This window comes from Paenibacillus chitinolyticus, from assembly GCF_045038035.1.
GTDB classification, from domain to species: domain Bacteria; phylum Bacillota; class Bacilli; order Paenibacillales; family NBRC-103111; genus Paenibacillus_F; species Paenibacillus_F chitinolyticus_A.
The window spans coordinates 1,955,488-1,971,922 of record NZ_CP173427.1 but is presented as its reverse complement, the minus strand read 5'-3'; the positions used below and the strand labels follow the sequence as shown (position 1 = coordinate 1,971,922).

The 16,435-nt window shown below is 53.7% G+C and carries 17 protein-coding genes; 2 read left to right on the top strand and 15 right to left on the bottom strand.

Annotated elements, in window-relative coordinates:
* Positions 1-26 precede the first annotated feature (26 nt).
* From aroA to crcB, 3 genes are read right to left on the bottom strand one after another with little or no spacing between them, the layout of a single operon-like run.
* Entirely contained in the window at positions 27-1,325 is a 1,299-nt protein-coding gene (gene aroA, locus ACI48J_RS09030) for a 3-phosphoshikimate 1-carboxyvinyltransferase (protein ID WP_405083194.1), read from the bottom strand.
* A 57-nt stretch (positions 1,326-1,382) separates the two neighbouring features.
* A complete protein-coding gene (locus tag ACI48J_RS09025) occupies positions 1,383-1,742 on the bottom strand; it encodes a fluoride efflux transporter FluC (protein WP_405082527.1) in 360 nt (119 codons plus the stop codon).
* Entirely contained in the window at positions 1,739-2,116 is a 378-nt protein-coding gene (gene crcB / locus ACI48J_RS09020; RefSeq protein WP_405082526.1) for a fluoride efflux transporter CrcB, read from the bottom strand. The genes ACI48J_RS09025 and crcB overlap by 4 nt, the downstream gene beginning before the upstream one ends.
* A 132-nt stretch (positions 2,117-2,248) precedes the next feature.
* Here crcB and ACI48J_RS09015 point away from each other — a divergent pair, with 132 nt between their 5' ends.
* On the top strand, positions 2,249-2,542 hold the full coding sequence (locus ACI48J_RS09015) for a rhodanese-like domain-containing protein (RefSeq protein ID WP_009672581.1): 294 nt from the start codon (positions 2,249-2,251) through the stop codon (positions 2,540-2,542).
* 25 nt (positions 2,543-2,567) lie between these two features.
* Here the strand turns inward: ACI48J_RS09015 and ACI48J_RS09010 are convergent, their stop codons facing one another.
* Positions 2,568-3,116 (bottom strand): shikimate kinase, encoded by a 549-nt coding sequence (locus ACI48J_RS09010; RefSeq protein WP_326052499.1) that lies wholly within the window; start codon positions 3,114-3,116, stop codon positions 2,568-2,570.
* 186 nt (positions 3,117-3,302) lie between these two features.
* Between ACI48J_RS09010 and ACI48J_RS09005 the strand changes: the two genes are divergently transcribed.
* Entirely contained in the window at positions 3,303-3,644 is a 342-nt protein-coding gene (locus tag ACI48J_RS09005) for a hypothetical protein (protein ID WP_405082524.1), read from the top strand.
* Between the two features lie 90 nt (positions 3,645-3,734).
* On the opposite strand, the gene gndA is transcribed toward ACI48J_RS09005, so the two are convergent.
* From gndA to ACI48J_RS08950, 11 genes are all read right to left on the bottom strand, one after another.
* Entirely contained in the window at positions 3,735-5,147 is a 1,413-nt protein-coding gene (gndA, locus tag ACI48J_RS09000) for an NADP-dependent phosphogluconate dehydrogenase (RefSeq protein WP_326052501.1), read from the bottom strand.
* Between the two features lie 564 nt (positions 5,148-5,711).
* A complete protein-coding gene (locus ACI48J_RS08995) occupies positions 5,712-6,695 on the bottom strand; it encodes a hypothetical protein (protein ID WP_405082522.1) in 984 nt (327 codons plus the stop codon).
* Positions 6,682-7,221 carry a hypothetical protein gene (locus ACI48J_RS08990; RefSeq protein ID WP_405082520.1) on the bottom strand — a complete coding sequence of 180 codons (540 nt, stop codon included), beginning with the start codon at positions 7,219-7,221 and terminating at the stop codon, positions 6,682-6,684. Before ACI48J_RS08990 ends, ACI48J_RS08995 begins: the two co-directional genes overlap by 14 nt.
* Before the next feature lie 29 nt (positions 7,222-7,250).
* A complete protein-coding gene (locus ACI48J_RS08985; RefSeq protein WP_405082519.1) occupies positions 7,251-7,637 on the bottom strand; it encodes a hypothetical protein in 387 nt (128 codons plus the stop codon).
* Between the two features lie 8 nt (positions 7,638-7,645).
* A complete protein-coding gene (locus tag ACI48J_RS08980; protein ID WP_326052505.1) occupies positions 7,646-8,125 on the bottom strand; it encodes an ABC transporter permease in 480 nt (159 codons plus the stop codon).
* Between the two features lie 21 nt (positions 8,126-8,146).
* Positions 8,147-10,234, bottom strand: a complete 2,088-nt coding sequence (locus tag ACI48J_RS08975) for a hypothetical protein (protein ID WP_405082518.1) — start codon at positions 10,232-10,234, stop codon at positions 8,147-8,149.
* On the bottom strand, positions 10,215-12,119 hold the full coding sequence (locus ACI48J_RS08970) for an ATPase, T2SS/T4P/T4SS family (protein WP_405082517.1): 1,905 nt from the start codon (positions 12,117-12,119) through the stop codon (positions 10,215-10,217). The genes ACI48J_RS08975 and ACI48J_RS08970 overlap by 20 nt, the downstream gene beginning before the upstream one ends.
* 6 nt (positions 12,120-12,125) lie before the next feature.
* The gene (locus tag ACI48J_RS08965; RefSeq protein ID WP_405082515.1) at positions 12,126-12,956 is read right to left on the bottom strand and encodes a hypothetical protein; all 831 of its coding nucleotides are present in this window, start codon (positions 12,954-12,956) and stop codon (positions 12,126-12,128) included.
* A complete protein-coding gene (locus ACI48J_RS08960; protein ID WP_405082514.1) occupies positions 12,953-13,660 on the bottom strand; it encodes a hypothetical protein in 708 nt (235 codons plus the stop codon). The genes ACI48J_RS08965 and ACI48J_RS08960 overlap by 4 nt, the downstream gene beginning before the upstream one ends.
* Positions 13,661-13,691: 31 nt before the next feature.
* Positions 13,692-14,765, bottom strand: a complete 1,074-nt coding sequence (locus ACI48J_RS08955; RefSeq protein WP_405082513.1) for an SAF domain-containing protein — start codon at positions 14,763-14,765, stop codon at positions 13,692-13,694.
* A 16-nt stretch (positions 14,766-14,781) separates the two neighbouring features.
* Positions 14,782-16,281 (bottom strand): protein kinase domain-containing protein, encoded by a 1,500-nt coding sequence (locus tag ACI48J_RS08950; RefSeq protein ID WP_405082512.1) that lies wholly within the window; start codon positions 16,279-16,281, stop codon positions 14,782-14,784.
* Between the last annotated feature and the right edge of the window lie 154 nt (positions 16,282-16,435).

The window sequence follows — 16,435 nt, the reverse complement described above, 5'->3', positions numbered from 1 at the left end:
AAATAATGCGCATCCTATTCACCCATTCATTCGTTCGTTAATTCGATGTGCGCTCCGAGTGAAATCATATGATCGAAAAACTGCGGATAAGATTTGGCCACATGGTGGGCGTCACGGATAACAAGCCCCTGCTTGCTCCTCAGCCCTGCCACGGACAGGGCCATAATGACGCGATGGTCATAATGCGCGTTAATTTCCACGCCGCCTTCAATCCCTTCCGGCCGGCCGTGGACAATGATTTCGCTTTGACGCTCTTCCACGTCGGCTCCGGCTTTGCGCAGCTCGTTCAGGAAATCCGTAATCCGGTCGCACTCTTTGTAGCGGAGATTCTCCACGTTGTAAAAACGCGAGGTGCCTTCCGCGAACACCGCGGCCGCTACCATAGCAAGCACCGCGTCCGTAAAATGATCGCCGTCGAATTCGCCGGCTTTAAGGTTGCCCGTGCCTTGTACGCGCACGATTCCATCCTTGTGAGTCAGCGAGACGCCCATGGCGCGGAGAACGTCCACGCAGGCTTTCTCCCCTTGACGGCTGTTCTCGTCGAGACGATGAACGGTAACATCCGAGCGCGTGACGGCCGCAGCCGCCAAGATCGCCGCGGATCCGGGGTAATCTCCCTGCACGACATACTCTTGCGCACGGTAAGATTGATTGCCGGGAATCCGGTAATGCATAAGATCTTCGCTGGCTTCCACGCGAATCCCTGCTTGTTCGAGCACTTCCAGTGTTTGTCCGACAATCACTTTGGACTTCAAATCGTGAAGCACTTCGATTTCACTGTCTTCTTGGAGCAGAGGCGTCAAAAACAGAAGGGAGCTCAAAAACTGCGAGCTTACGCTGCCCGACACGGTAATTTTGCCGCCGCGGGGCTGTCCTCCTTTAATAGTTATCGGCAGACGGCCTTCATTATGTTCGACTTTGACGTTCATTTGTTCCAGCGTATCAATGAGATCCATATGCGGCCGCTTGCCGAGCGATTCCGGATATTGATTAATGAAAGTAACTTCGCTTTGGCAGAGAGCTGCCGTAGACATCAGAAAACGGAGAACCGCTCCCGCGTTGCCGACGTTTAATTCTTTGATCGGGAGAGGGCTTTTGCCGAATCCCTTAATAACCATCTTATGCTCGTCTTCTTCGATAACCGCACCCAAATCCCGGATGCACCGGCGCATCGCGTCACTGTCTTCACTGTGTGCCGGGTAGTGGATCGTACTCGTACCGTCAGCCAGTGCTGCAAGAAGGAGGTAACGAGTCGTATAGTTTTTGGAAGACAGCGCCTGAATTTCTCCCTGCAGGTTCGGTGTCGCTTTTACAATGGCTTTCATGGAATTCATGGTAGTTCTCTCCTTTGGTCGATGAGTGGTCTGTGTGCGGCCTTCTGTTTATATGTAAAAGCCGGCAAAAGCGAAGCCGATTCCGGCCAGATAGCTTACGGCCAGATAGATCCTATCCAGATTAAAAAGTTTCTTCTTTCTCAGCTTCCAGCTGTCCAGCTTTAAAGTGGAAAACGTCGTGAATGCGCCGGTAAAGCCTGTTCCCAGCCCGATAAGCAAGGCGGCATCCGTCACATGCCCGAACAGCCACCCCAGAAAAAAACAGCCCGTGAGATTGACGGCCAGTGTGCCGAATGGAAACGGAGAAGCCGTACGGCTCTGGACCCAGCCAGCTAATTTAAATCTGGCGATGGAGCCGACGAATCCACCGGCCCCTACCAGCAGTACATTCATCCAGCCCGCATTCATAGGGCTTTCGCCTTCCTTCGGTGTGCGGCGGCCGTGCCCAGACTGACGGCAGCAAGCCCTCCGAACAGACTGACCCCGATGTAAAGCAGGGCTGCCGGCACTTGATTATCCCGCAGCATCCGGACCGTTTCCATACTGAAGGTGGAAAAAGTCGTGAAAGCCCCGATAAAACCAGTCGTAACGGCGGTGCGCAGCTCCTGCGGCCATTTCGTCGGCAGAGCTTCGCTGAAATAACCGAGCAGCAGGCAGCCGATCATATTGCAGGCCAGCGTGCCCCACGGGAAGGAACCGTCCCCTTCGTTCCATAGAACGGATAACCCGTAACGGGACAGGACTCCGAATACGCCGGCTGTTCCGATGATCCAACTTCTCATGGGCAAACCACCTGTTCTGTCCCGTATTTGGCTTTGAAGATAGATTCGGGGAAGTCCGGATACGGTTTGACTCCGTGCTTCCGTGTTTTGTATAGTTACAGGGAAAACGAGAATACAGGAGGTGCGCTTTATATGAATAAGATTCAACCCTCGGAATTGAAAGCCCGACTTGCGGCGGGTGAACCGCTGTGCGTTATCGACGTACGCGAGCCCGAAGAAGTCGCGGCCGGTCAAATTGCCGGTGCCAAATCGATTCCCTTGATGGAAATTCACACCCGTCTTCACGAAATCCCTAAAGAAGGCGAGGTCATTCTGGTCTGCCGCAGCGGCAACCGGAGCGGGAAAGCATACGATTTCCTGGAGTCCCAAGGCTTTGCTAATTTGAAAAACATGGAGGGCGGAATGCTCGCCTGGGAACAGCTTTAAGCCCGCGGCCGGACGAGCGGTCCGGTCAGCCCGAAAGTTCTTCCCGCTTCAGCCTTTCTTTGGTCCAGGCGTTAAAGATGTGTTCGGCAATGTCGTCCGCGGCAAGCGGTGACGTATCGATTGTAAGGTCGGCAAACCTGTACGCATCTTGACGTTCCTGGAGCATCGTACGGACCTTTTCTTCCAGTCCGCTTCCCTGCAGCAAAGGCCGGTTGGAGTCGTTTTTAACCCGCTCCACGATGGTTTCCAAACTCGCGGACAAAGCCGCGACAAAGCCCCGCTCGCTCATGCGCGCCCGGTTCTCCTCCGCCAGCACGGCACCGCCCCCGGTTGAAATCACACGGTGGCTGCCGGCCAGCGTCTCCCGGATGACCTCGCGCTCCAAAGTCCGGAAATGAGCTTCTCCGTGCGTGGCGAACAGCTCCGGAATCGACACTCCGGCTTTGTTTACAATTTCCTCATCGGTATCTATCATAGGCCAACCCAGCCGATCAGCCAACTTTAACCCGACAGTCGTTTTACCAGTGCCCATAAACCCAATCAGCACTATATTTGATCTCGGTTGTGTGCTCATCGTGCCCGTCGATCCTCTCTCGGTTTAAACTTTCCACTATCATATCACAGCAAAAGCCCCGGATGAATACAAATCGCATCAATTTCATATGGTATAGTGAATAAACCTTTTCAAAGACAGCAAAAATGAGAGTACGTACGCAATCCGTAGAAGGATCAGTAGATTACAAGGAGCGATGTCCGATTGATGCCTCATCCCAGGATTCCCAATCCCGGCCGGAATACTTCAGGTCGGCTGAGTCAGATGCTTCAGCCCTCGTACATGCTGTGCAGAGATGACGTAGTCTGGGCGCTTGAGTTTATACGCAAAAAAATGGCTGAGCAGGATCCCCGGTTAAAGGAACTTACTCAGCCGCGTCTATTGAAAAACTTTGAATCTTTCGCCGAAGTGTCCATGATGCTTGTCCATCGCAGAAGCGCCTTCGATCAGGAAGCAGACCGTATCAAAAGCTGTCTGAAAGAAGCATCGTACGGTCTCTTCGAAAATGAACCCCCATCGGAGCGGGATTCCTCACCGGCAAACGATTAGGAAGCACGGACGATGCCGCACCCAATTGGAAGCCAGCGAAACGGACGCAGTGTCCGGTAAGGCGGAACGGAGCCGGTTCGGGTTCCGTTGTTAGCTTTCGAGCCAGTTGTAGTGGAAGGTTCCTTCTTTATCCACACGCTGGAACGTGTGCGCGCCGAAATAATCGCGCTGGGCCTGCAGAAGGTTGGCCGGCAGGCGCTCTGTACGGTAGCTGTCGTAATAAGCCAACGCGGAGGCGAAAGCCGGCGCCGGAATACCGCGCGTTACCGCTACGGAAACGACGTTTCTCCAAGCATCCTGGTAGTTTTCCACGATGTTTTTGAAGTAATCGTCCAGCAGCAGGTTGCGGAGTTCCGGATCGCGGTCGTACGCATCCTTGATGTTTTGCAGGAAACGGGCACGGATAATGCAGCCGCCGCGGAAAATCATGGCGATTTCGCCGTAACTCAGATTCCAGTTGTACTCTTCGGATGCGGCGCGCATTTGAGCGAAGCCTTGTGCATACGAAGCGATTTTGCTCGCGTACAGAGCTTTACGGACCGCTTCGATGAACTCTTCGCGGCTGCCTTCAAACGGCTTCACAGCCGGACCGTTCAGCACTTTGCTTGCAGCTACCCGCTCTTCTTTCATGGCGGACAGGAAGCGGGAGAACACGGATTCCGTAATGATGGAAAGCGGTACGCCCAGATCCAGGGAGCTTTGGCTGGTCCACTTGCCCGTACCCTTCTGACCGGCCGAATCGAGGATAACGTCGACCATCGGCTTGCCGGTTTCTTCGTCGTATTTCGTGAAAATATCACGGGTGATTTCGATCAGGTAGCTGTCCAGCTCGCCTTTGTTCCACTCCGTGAAAATTTCGTGCAGTTCTTCCGTGCTGACGTTCAGCACGTCTTTAAGCAGTTGATAAGCTTCGCAGATCAGCTGCATATCGCCGTATTCGATGCCGTTATGTACCATTTTAACGTAGTGACCGGCGCCGTCAGGACCGATGTACGTACAGCATGGATCGCCGTTCACTTTGGCGGAGATCGCGGTCAGGATCGGTTCCACGAGCTTGTAGGCGTCTTTCTGTCCGCCAGGCATGATGGACGGGCCTTTAAGCGCGCCCTCTTCACCGCCGGAAACACCCGTGCCGATAAAGCGGATGCCGCGGGCTTCCAGTTCTTTGTTGCGGCGCTGGGTATCCGGGAAGTAGGCGTTTCCGCCGTCGATCAGGATATCTCCCTCGGACAGAAGCGGAACGAGTTGTTCAATGGTTGCGTCGGTCGCTTGTCCGGCTTTGACCATAATTAAAATTTTGCGCGGAGTTTCGAGCGACTGCACGAATTCTTCCATGCTGAAAGTACCCACCAGGTTGCGACCGGTTGCCTCTTCAAGAAGTTCTTTCGTTTTCTCAGGCGAGCGGTTAAAAACGGAAACGGTAAAGCCGCGGCTCTCGATGTTAAGCGCCAGGTTTTTACCCATGACCGCAAGACCGATTACACCAATTTGCTGTTTGGACATGAATCAAACACCCTTTCCTCTTGTATTAGATCGTCACCGCTCCCACTTGGTGTCAGAACGGCTGCCGAAGGATGGATTCGACCCGCTCGGGAACAAACGGCGCATTTTCCGTTACGGATCATGCAAGAACCGCTGCTTCCGGCTCGAGGCAAAGCTTCCGGGCTTGCGTTTGCTGATCAAAATTCGGGGCGATACACGTGTAAGAACAGACGAAAATTTGTGTGAAAAAAAGCACATTGCCCGGTGGTTTCCACATTCCCGTAGATTTCCCAAAGCATCTGCGCCTGATTCCGCGAGCCCGCATGTTCCAATTCTTAACATGGGCCCGAGCGCCCCGACAGCACAGATCAGTCAAACCGCCCAACATGCTGATTCCGCCCGTGAACCGCATTATGACGTTAAACCACTGCAGTCATAAATGAAACGTGGCATCACAAATGTGCGGAAGCCGCATCGAACTCATCGTTGACTTGATGATAAACGTTCCGCGGATCGGATGTCAATTTTATCGGACAATCTTTTTCGGTAGAGCGCTTTCTTTGTTCCGTCCGGAAAACGAGTGTTTTATGTCCGTCCGTTGATGCATTCCTTCGGGTAATAACCGGCTGCAGCGGCGGCTTTGGAGCTTGTGAAGGTTTCCAGAATCTCCTGGGGCCGCGGGCACCGGCTGCTCGTGAAATAAGGAAGACTGTTCTCCCGGTATCCGTAAAACACGGGGCGCTTCACGATCCTTGCCCCTCCCAGCGCATAATTGTTATAGGTCCGGTAGCCGATCGGAATGCCCTGTACAAAAGCGAGCATCCCTACATCGTCGATCGTATTGCTCCATTCTTCGCCCGACAGAAGGGGCAGCGTGAACGTATAGGCAGCTCCCAAACGGCGTGTCTGAACATTGTGCTCCCTGATCGCATTTTCGAGCTCACGCTGGATCGTGTTTATAATTGCGCCTCTCCTGACTTCGTCAAAACGTGCCCCCGGCTTCAAAAGCGCCGTTTGCGTTTTAGGCTGGATCTCGCTCCGGAACCCTTCTACCCAGCCGGTTCCCGAAGCATTTTTCACGGTTACGTATTCGTCCAGCGTAAAGGCTATCACCTCTCCTGTCGGGTCCTGGTAGACGTACGGCCTTTTGGGCCCTTCCAGTCTCCGGCTCCGCTCAAAACCGTCTTCACCCGTATACGATTCGTATGTGTAGGAGTAGCAGCCGTCGTAGCCGACAATGAGGAGAGCGGAAAGATAAGAATCGAGAACCTGCCGGCCCGCCGCATTCTCCGATACGCCGAAATTCGAATAGAGGGTTTTATAAAAGCTATCGACAGCCTCTTTCCGGTTGACCCGGACCTTCTTCGAGGATTCGTACCGAACCTCTTCCCCCTGCTTTTCATTGACGGAAAGAGCCGTCGCGCCGTCCTGGACGGCCGCATTCACAGCCGCATCGTATTTTGTCTCCAGAAACAGCATTTGGAACTGGGCTTCTGCATCGAATTTGTTCGTCCAGGCGAAGGGCACATAAATGAGAACAAAGAAAATGGCCAGTTTAGCTGTCTTCATTGCGGACCATTCCCCCGTATGGCATGTAAAGCTGTCCGACGGGCGTATTCGTCCCATTTAAAGCGTCCTGCCAGACAACCGCCGGTGTACGGCTCAGGCTGCGCACGGTCACAGTAAAGCAGTCACCGGCGCCCAGTTTGTAGGTACGGTCCGCATGGTCCGGCGGAAGCGAGTTTTCGGGAAACAGCACGGGAAGAATCTGGGCGTTATAGAAAGCTTCATCCTCCACCGTATACTTCTCCGCGAACCGCCCTTGGTCGTCATATACGGGCACGTACCGTTTGTGCTTATGCTCCATCTTGACATCAAACTCCTGACCGGAGGTTGTCAGCTCCTTTTGAAATTGTTCGTACATAGCCGGCGTCAACCGTCCTTTATCGCGCACGTTGTCGACAAAACGTGTCATCGTCTCGAAAGCGATCACCCGAGAAAGATCATCCTCTCTGGCCGCCGAATCCGACAGCGGATAAATGTACAGCAGCAAAACCGCTAAAATGAGGACAAAAGCCTTGCTGAGCGTATCCACCTGCTCCCTCCCCGTTTACGCCTGACACTTCAAGGCGTCGTATATACGATTCGTTCTAACGTTCCTCCGGTATCGCGCACTGCATAAAAACGATAAGCTGCAGCCGGATCTATGCCGGTCGGGTCCGTCTCTTCTTTTTGCCGACCGCCAGGATAGCGTTTGCCGTTTACCATAATGTCGTAAGGTTCTCCGGCGTTTAAATAAATGGACATGATCAGATCAGATCCTTTTACCAAAACCTCTTCGAGCTCAGCATTTGCGTACTGCTGATTGTAATCGAGAAGCTTCCGGGAAGAATAAGTGTCCGCAATGGCTCCCCGTACGTTTTGAAGCAGCATCATGCCCGTGACTAAAGCCGAGACGAACATGCAGACCGAAACACCGGCAAACAGCATGGAGCGAGTCGCATGATTCATCGCTTCGTCTACTGCTGCATAAATTCAATCGCACGGATCACATTGCTTTTATCCTTAATGATGTGCGCTTTGAATTTACCGCTCGGATTCACGTAATCCATATGAGACTCCAAGGTGGCGTTCGCAACAGCATCCCTGGATATCGAGGCGATTACCGAGCCGTAATTGCTGCTTGACGGCGATGTGGTATCGATCTTGTTCGTATACCAGGAGCCGACCGGATTTTTCCCCGTTTGAACCTGAATCCCGAACTGCTCCTTGTCGGCAAATTTACGCAGCGCGTTTACAACCTGACTCCCCGAAACGACGGTATTGTCGTATACGGTAAAAGCCGTCTGGGAAAGCTCCGTCTGAATATCCGAAAAATTGTTCTGCGCCGCTTTCGTGGCATCCTGCGCGGAAATAAACATCACCACCGCTATCGTAATCAGAGCAATGGCCAGAAAAAAACCTGCCGCCATGATTAGTGCCTTCTGTGCATTTCCCATTGTAATTCAGCTCCTTTATGATTAAGAAATTTTACCGATCTGCTGATAATACAGAGTCATCTGCTGCATGCTCATATAAACGAGCGGAATGACCAGGTAGAGGAAAACAAGGGCATACATAGGGGCAAAACCGATCCAGCGCCCCCAACCGGCTTTGGTTTCGATCATCCTCTCATAGTCCTGCTTGCGCTGCTCGAAGTGATACTGCTGCTCCGCTTCCAAATCGTCAAACGCCTGCTTGACCGGAATATGGTTAACGGCAGCCTGGAGCCGTTCAACCAGACGGACAAAGGGAGCATAGGCGGCTTCCTCCTTCAGCTTTTCCAGCGCCTCATCCGCCCCCGCTTCGTAGTCGAGCAGACATGCGGACAGCGGCGGCTGAAACAAGACTGCAAAACGTTCCAGCCATTCCAGCATGTGCTCGACGGACATTCTTTCGAAATGAGCGAGGATGGTCAACATTGTATAAAACTGATCCACCTCGTTTTTCATTTCCATCCTGCGCATTCGTTTCTGCATGTGCAGCAGCCAAACCGGACTGTGGTAGCCCGCCCAACCGGAAATAATACAGATCAAAAGCTCCCGCCAGCTTAAATATGCCCCCGCGATACTGTCCAGTTTCGCCTTAATCCGTTCGCCCGCGGTGTTAAGGGCGCTAGGATCGGGCCGGAATCCCTGCTGCCGCATTTCTTCGGCTATCACTTCACGAAGCTCTCTGCCGGACCGCGCCAATTTCTGAATGACGCTCCGGTCAAAGGCCGCAGCTTCCAGCGCTTTCCGTTTTTCCTGCGGAGAAAGGCTGCCGAACATCGCCTGATTGCGGGCCGGCGAAAAGTAAACCTGCTGCAGGGTCAGTCTCTGCATAATCAGAAACATTCCCAGCACGAGAAGAAAACAAGCCAGTCCCGTAAGCAGGCGGCGGAGGGTAAGCCATTCAAGCAGCAAAGGGGAATTGGCTTCCCTGAGAAGCTTTTGCAACCTGCCCCGTTCCATGGAATGCACTGCGGGGACGAATCTTTGCGTGACCGCAGTGACAAGCCGGTTACCCAGCCATTTTTGCTCGGGCGGTCTCCGGCCTGTTCTGCGCTTTCCTGCTTCCTCTGCAGGATCCTGAAGCTTTCTGAGTAGGACAAAGCAGACGATGATCAGCACGAAAATGCCTGTTTTGACTGCAAATCCCGCTGCTCCCGTATAAAATTGATCCATTGCCGGGAAGTTATTGCGCGCCCACGTTTCAATGGGCTTGGCAGCCAAAATCGGAGAGATGGCAATAATAGAGAGTCCTTTTAAAAGATAATGGAGTTTTTCCTTACGGAGTATTTCAAGGCGGATTTCAGAGGTGATTTTGCTGAGGGCATGCAGATACATGGAGCCATGCGGGAGCAGCTTGTCTCCGAATTCCCTAACTAAAAAGGAGACGCCCGCAAAGCTTTTCAAAAAACGGTTCGGCGCATGCTCATAGTAGATTTCCAGACTGCTCTCCGGATGGTCGGAGGTCAAAGTGCCGTATACCGCTTCCGCATGGAGCGACAACTGCCTGGGCGCGATCTGAGCGGCGTCATAAACCGCCTCATCCACCATCCCGTGCTGGTGATAAAAGTGCCGGACATCCGATAAAAACTCGGTCATTTGCCGGAGCAGCCGGTCTTCGGCCCGATGGACGAGCGTATCGATGAGAATGCCGTGGAGAACAAGACTTCCGAGCAAAATCATGAGCATGTAAGAAACATCCGGGTAAAAAAGAAAAACAAATCCCGCGGTGAGCCAGCCGATCAGGAGAGCAAGCAGCGTAATTCGCCCGGTTTCCATTCGGATCACGCTCTCGTCGTAGGAGTATAAAGGAGCAATCCTCCGGCGTATACGCTGTGTATAACGGAACATTCCGGGAGTTTTGCTTATAATTTCGTAACATTTGCCGTACAGCCGTTGGATCTGTTTTCTTCCATTTCCGTTTAAAGGAGAGAGCAGCTTTTGAAGCTCTTCCTCCCCGTAACCGCTCAGCTTGGCCCGCCTTTTAACCGCGTATACGTACAGAAGCCAAATTACGCATGCGGCGCCCCCACTGAATAAAGCGGCCGCAAGCAACCATTCACGAAGCGGCAATAACATCGCCTCCCCAATGCGTTTCCAAAAATCTTTCGAATGACTGGGCATCCGCGGGTGTCATATGATCCAGCATTTCCTCGGTATTGCGGAGACTGATCGGCCGGCAAACCCGGTAGGCACCGTCCCGGTATTCCATAATGTTTCGTTGTTCGTAAAGTTTACGGTCCGTTGTCCTCCGAAAAAATTCGGAGGCATCGTTCAGAAAGCCCGGGAGTTCAACCCTATCCTTGTCCGTCATGCCCGCTTTTTCGCTCGGATATAAATCGCTATCCAGCGGAACGCATTCCGTTATCCGTTCTATATAACGCGTTCCGTCGGCATTTTTACGCAGATGAATGTCAAAGTGAATTACGCGGATAACCTGCTTTTCGGCCATCACTTCATCTTGGAACATTCCCGTTTTGAGCAGTGAGTTGCGAAGCGAGTCGATCAGGCTGGCGAACGTTTTGGCATGATGGGTAAAAAGGGTGAACAAGCTCGCTACCTGAGCCATTTGAATCATCCAGGCGGCGACCGTGTCGGTCGCCACTTCCCCCAGGATATGGACGGCTCCGTCCGTTTTTTTCTGCACGTCGAGACCCTCCTGCCCCGTAATGTGATCCGTCTCCCGGAAACTTAAGATATTGCGCTGCGGGTATAAATTCCTCAGATGCAGTTCGTACGCCATTTCTTGTACGCGAAGCGTCAAGGTCGCGGAGATAGATTGGACCATAGCCATCAGCAGAGTTGTTTTCCCGCTGCCCTGCGCACCCGTCACGGCCGTTATCCGGCAGCCTTTGACAAGGTGACGAATCAGTTCCACAGCCAGCCCGGCATTGCCGCCTTGGACAAGCTGGTCCAGCAAAGCGTTGGGCAGATCGAACTTGCGGACGAAAAACGCCCAGGATTCCGAAAAGGGAGGCCGGACCACAACGACACGGGATCCGTCCTTCATATCGTTCACTTTATAGCCGTTCGTTTCGGAAAGCTGGCCCGGATAATTATATTTGTAGATGTTTTGACAGACCCGCCGCAGCTCTTCCCTACTGCCGAAACTTAGGAACGAAAAGTGGATGGGTTTTCCCCGGTAGAAAATCCAAACGCTATCGTAAGACACGGTTTCTTTCCTATGCCGGTGATTCCCGTCAGCCTCTCTCTCCGCAAGCGGAGCTCCACGATGCCCGGCACTGTCCGGAAGCGCTCCGGAAACTCCTCCCGATACACCGTCGATGTTCATCTCGCGGATGGCATCGATGACGCCGAAGCCTTTGTAATGCTGATAGATCCTCTGCACGACAATTTCCAGCTTATCCTGATACGACAGCAGCCCGGCTTCCTTGCGGAATACGTGCGCAATCTCTTCCGCCGTTACGATATAAGAAGGCGTGCAGCCGTCTTCAATCACATGTTTAACGGTATCCAGCTTATGCCTCCGGATTAATTCGTGAAGGCCGTCGTAACCGTACTTTTTCCGATACAGATGAAGCAGAATGTCAAACCGGTCCTGTGCCGTAAGCTGCTCGGGCTTATGAAAAGGCAGAGAGAGGTGAACCGTTGTTTCACCAAGTCCGTAGACACCGGTCAGCAGGTCCATCATAACGGATTTTACGTACCGTTTGTCCTGCAGATCGCCGTGTCCGCAGCCCTTTAGAGCTCTTTTCAGCTGGAGTCTTTTGTTCCGGCTGCGCCGATATTCCTCCTCGGACAACCGGAGTTCGCTGCCTCCGCCCGCCGTTATCTCGGCAAAAGCTTCTTTAATGAAAGCAGTCATTGCCTCAATAGAGTAACTTTTTACGGTTTTCGAAGTGGAAATTCTGCCGCGCCAGCCTCCCGTTTTGGTAAAGAACCACACTGCCGCAAAAATAACCACCATGAGGATCAACGCGAGATTTAACCTGTCCGTGGGCATCGAGGGCTAGGCTCCCCTTTCCTGCATAAGCTTCGAATCGAGGCCCAGCCGGTTGAGAAGAGCTTTGGTCAGCTTCCTGATCTCCGTAATGAATGCATACGAAGGATGACCCGGGCCCGCATTTCGGCTCCTCAAAAAAAACTCGAGCACATTTTTATCGCTGGAGGCATCCAAATAACCGGTGCAGTGCGGAACGGTATAAATCGGCTGCCTCCATTTGAATTTCCGGGCCAGATTAACGGCATTAAAGCGGGAGTTACCGTCATAATCGCCCAGCACGAGGAGAAGCGGCTTATTTTGCAGAGATTCCGTCCAGAGTTCCTTGTTGAAATAGCGCTCCAACAGCTCAAGGTTTTGACTGAGATTGACGACGATCAAATCCGAATTACGCAGAATAGCCTCCGAGCTGCCTTCCTTATACCCGTCTCCGACGTCGACAAAGGTAAGGTCATAGTAACGGCTGGCACTGTTTACGATGTACGGCAGTGTTTCTTCCCGGAAACAATCCGGGTCCGCAAGCGGCTTCCTCGAACCGGGAAGCAGGTCCAGCCTATCCTTGACGATCGGTTTCGTGTAATCTTGAATCGTCTCGGGCGTCATCTTGTCGCATTGAAGCAGCCGTTCCAGCGCATCCAGCCCATACTCGCTGAACGACAGCAGATTGCCGTCCGAAGAAGGCCGTCCGAAGGCATTTTCCAGCGCCGTTCTTGTTCTTTTCGTATGAGTAATCATAATCCGTGCGTAATAATCGAGCGCGATCATCGTAGAGACCGCGAGCACATTCGATGTTGCGGCTCCATGCCCCCGTACGGGCGCCCAAAACGCTACCTGACTCATCCTGTTTTCCTCCTCATGGCTTGTCTAATTATCCGTTTGAGAACGCTTCTATCCTCTCCGGTTATTTCGTTCGTAACAGCCAGCAGCACATTCCTGTACGCTCTGGACATGCGCCTGATTTCGACCTTGCCCTGGTATTCACTGTCGATGCGTACAGCGAGGTCCACTTCATCGAACGGCAGCTTGTGATATTCGTCAGGCGTTATGAACGGCAGCGGAGCCAGGACCTTATCCACATACGCTTCGTCAATACCGCATTCCACCGCATCCCGTATGATGACCGTACTTGTGAGGGTGTTCACCTGACAGACATCATTCAATGAACAGATCAATTCCGCCGTTCTCCGCATCGTGTATTTATCGTAGGCCGTTGTCAGGAAGAGACCTTCGAACGGATAAGCGCATGCGGCCCCCGGAAAGTCAGCCCGGTCCGTATCCACCATCACGATATCGTATTCTTCCAAAACCGATCCGCTTGCGGCGGTATGCTCCAAGGCTTCATCCAAGCTGGCGAAATGGCAGGCCACATCAATGTCATCATACTGAACCAGTTCAGGTTCAGGGCCGGGGGCGACGAGGCAGCTTAGCCTGCGGGATGCCGTTCCGTCTATAAGCAGTACGCGTCTTCCTCCCACCGCCGCCAATCGGCAAATGCCAAGCAGCAGGTCAATGTGTTCCTTCGCTCCAACGCAAAGCAGCTTCATCGGTGTATCTCCCCTCTGTGAGCCGGGCGGGTCATGGCTGTACCGCTTCCCGGAAAATATCTTCCTGCCTCTCCCTGATTTCTGAGGGAGGCGTTTCGGGCCCGGCGCTTTCCGTCGGCATTTTATCCGGTGATCCGGTTAACCCTGGCGAGAAGCCGCCCGGTTTCGCGCTCACCTCAGGTTTGGCGGACGGCCGGGGAGAAGGCCCGAAGACCGGAGGGGGCTCCTCTCCCTGAACGGCACCAATTCCGGGCGGGTTACCGCCTGTTCGGCCGGCGTTTATTTTCTGCTTCGAAGCATCATCCATATTCTGCAGATCTTTGTCCAACAGCAGCCTCATACTTTTCATCAGATCCAGCTTAGCCGTCTCCAGCACATTCGGGTCCGTTCGAATCAGCTCAAGCACCTTGGCGTTGACCGGGTAAGTAGGCTCGGCTTTGTCCTGCATCTGGGGATCCACATAAGGAAGCGAATAGAGCTTCGCTCCATGAAGATAGGCATCGACGACGGCGCTCGACATATCGAGGATCTCCTTCTCGCTGAGCTTAAGCCACACGGTGCCTTCCGAGACGTTGTCCACTCTTTTCTTCGCCAGTACGATATAATCCTGACCGGTCGGAAAGCTGATGCGCACATCGACGAAATCGTCTTTCTTCAGCAGACTCGGCAGCCCGATTACGTTGAACTCCTCCTGACGGACATCTTTGGGCAGCATGCCTTCCTCATACAGCATGGAAGCCAGTACGGGCGTATTTTTAACGCCGGCAAGCTTGAACGTCCTGCCGGCGACCTGCCGCAGATCAAGATCCGATCCGGCAGGCGCATCGGCCGCATTCATTTCCAGATACTTAATGTCTTCGTCTTCAAGCCTTGTTCCCGCTTCGATATCCCGGGTTAACACAACCACCTTTCTCCTTTCGGTCTTGGCCGAGGAAGATTTAGCCTCCGACAGGTCGGCCTGGTAACGATACTCCAGCTCCGTGAGCTTTTTACGATGCTGAAGCCCCGTATAAACAAATCCCCCCGTAGCAAACAGTCCTGCGGTCAAGGCACCTATCAAGCCCGAGTAAATTAGATGTTTCGTTCTTTGGCGGATAATGGACACGTTCTCTCTCCTTTCGTTATTTCGGCACTCGCGTACGGAACCATCGGCGCATAAACGGGCCGGCCCCCTGCGTACGCGGTTCCGGGAGTCCCAGCCACCCGTCGAACAGCTCGGCCGTCTCCTGCTGATGGCAGAACGGGTCCGTATGCGCCGGTAGGCCGAGCAGCCGCACGTCCGGCAGCATACGGCGGATATCCCTCAGCATCTGAGCGGACGCAAGCGGCACGAACAAGCTGCACTTGGCGGGCTCCGGTACGGGATGGCTGCGGAAGAACTTTGCGATGTCCCGGCGCTTCCATTCACAGCCCGTACCAACGACGACCTGGACGGCCGCGCGCATAAACTCCCCGAACCACTCCGTTTCGTCGTAGCTTCCCAGATCCAGAACGACAAAATCGTACGATCCGGACAAAGTCCCGATCATGTCCAGCCCGTCGCCCGCTTTGACATACCGCACTCCCCGCAAATCGAATGCGGCGCTGCCGCAAAGGGGCTCGTCTGAGCCCTCGTACACAGCCTCGATACGGCTGAAATGCGCCGATGCGTTAGCCTCGGCCAACACCACGGTGCGGCGTTTACGCGCCAGAAAATGGGCCAGCAGAACGGCCGTATGCGTGCAGCCCACACCGCGTCCCGTCCCGCAGACCGCGATCACAACCGGGCCGAGAAATCCGCCGGAACGTGCGGGCGGCCCCTCTCCGCCGCGCAAAGCCGCGTAAACCCCGCTCAGCGCTTCCCGCACCTCTCTTGCGTTCGGATAACGGCGGTCCGGATCGTGCTCCAGCAGCTTCTCGATGATGACGGACAAGCTGTGCGGGACCTCCTCATTCAACCGCGCGAGCGGGACGCCGGAGGAATACGGATACTTCCCTCCGCTCAGCAGGTAGTACAGCACCGCGCCCAGCGAATACAGATCGGTTCTGCGGTCGGTTTGAAGCTGCTGAAACTGTTCCGGGGCGGCAAAACCGACGGTTCCTATTTGGACCGTATCCGCTTGTCCGCCGCTTTTGAAATGCCGGGCAATGCCGAAATCGATCAGCCTGACTTGTTCCTGGCCGTCGATCATAATGTTGGAAGGCTTCAGATCGCGATAAATCATCGGAACCGGCAGCTCGTCATGAAGATAGTGGAACAGATCGCAAAGCTGCAGCGCGTAATTCACCGCAGCCGCAACTTCCACTTGTCCGCCCGTGCGGCTAAATCGCTCGGCCAGAGTCTCCCCTGCGATATAATCCATCACCAGGTAGCTGAAGCCTTCGTCGTCCGGGGGGAAATAATCAACAATGCCCGGCAAATGAGCGTGATGAAGGCGGATCAGCATTTCCGCTTCGTCTACGAACCGCTGATAATCCTGCACCTGCTGAAGAGTCTCTTTGACCGCCCAGCGCTTTCCTTTCAGTTTCAAATCTTCGGCCAGATACACGGTTCCCATGCCGCCTCTGCCGACGGTTGAAACGATTCTGTAGCGGCTGCCGAGAATATCTCCCGCATACAGCCGGCCTCGATCGGATTTCACCGCAACCGTCTCTCCTTTTGCTGTTTTTTCCCGGCACAGCACAAAAAACCGCCCACGGCATGCACTTAAGCACACTCATGGGCGGTTCTTCCGCACCGGTTCATTCTGTTCTTTTTTAAGATAGCATACCCGGTCCGTCCTGACAACAATATTT

Coding starts and splice junctions, on each gene's coding strand:
- aroA (WP_405083194.1), bottom strand. CDS start 1,325: ATGAAAGCCATTGTAAAAGCGACACCGAACCTGCAGGGAGAAATTCAG.
- ACI48J_RS09025 (WP_405082527.1), bottom strand. CDS start 1,742: ATGAATGCGGGCTGGATGAATGTACTGCTGGTAGGGGCCGGTGGATTC.
- crcB (WP_405082526.1), bottom strand. CDS start 2,116: ATGAGAAGTTGGATCATCGGAACAGCCGGCGTATTCGGAGTCCTGTCC.
- ACI48J_RS09015 (WP_009672581.1), top strand. CDS start 2,249: ATGAATAAGATTCAACCCTCGGAATTGAAAGCCCGACTTGCGGCGGGT.
- ACI48J_RS09010 (WP_326052499.1), bottom strand. CDS start 3,116: ATGAGCACACAACCGAGATCAAATATAGTGCTGATTGGGTTTATGGGC.
- ACI48J_RS09005 (WP_405082524.1), top strand. CDS start 3,303: ATGCCTCATCCCAGGATTCCCAATCCCGGCCGGAATACTTCAGGTCGG.
- gndA (WP_326052501.1), bottom strand. CDS start 5,147: ATGTCCAAACAGCAAATTGGTGTAATCGGTCTTGCGGTCATGGGTAAA.
- ACI48J_RS08995 (WP_405082522.1), bottom strand. CDS start 6,695: ATGAAGACAGCTAAACTGGCCATTTTCTTTGTTCTCATTTATGTGCCC.
- ACI48J_RS08985 (WP_405082519.1), bottom strand. CDS start 7,637: ATGAATCATGCGACTCGCTCCATGCTGTTTGCCGGTGTTTCGGTCTGC.
- ACI48J_RS08980 (WP_326052505.1), bottom strand. CDS start 8,125: ATGGGAAATGCACAGAAGGCACTAATCATGGCGGCAGGTTTTTTTCTG.
- ACI48J_RS08975 (WP_405082518.1), bottom strand. CDS start 10,234: ATGTTATTGCCGCTTCGTGAATGGTTGCTTGCGGCCGCTTTATTCAGT.
- ACI48J_RS08970 (WP_405082517.1), bottom strand. CDS start 12,119: ATGCCCACGGACAGGTTAAATCTCGCGTTGATCCTCATGGTGGTTATT.
- ACI48J_RS08965 (WP_405082515.1), bottom strand. CDS start 12,956: ATGAGTCAGGTAGCGTTTTGGGCGCCCGTACGGGGGCATGGAGCCGCA.
- ACI48J_RS08960 (WP_405082514.1), bottom strand. CDS start 13,660: ATGAAGCTGCTTTGCGTTGGAGCGAAGGAACACATTGACCTGCTGCTT.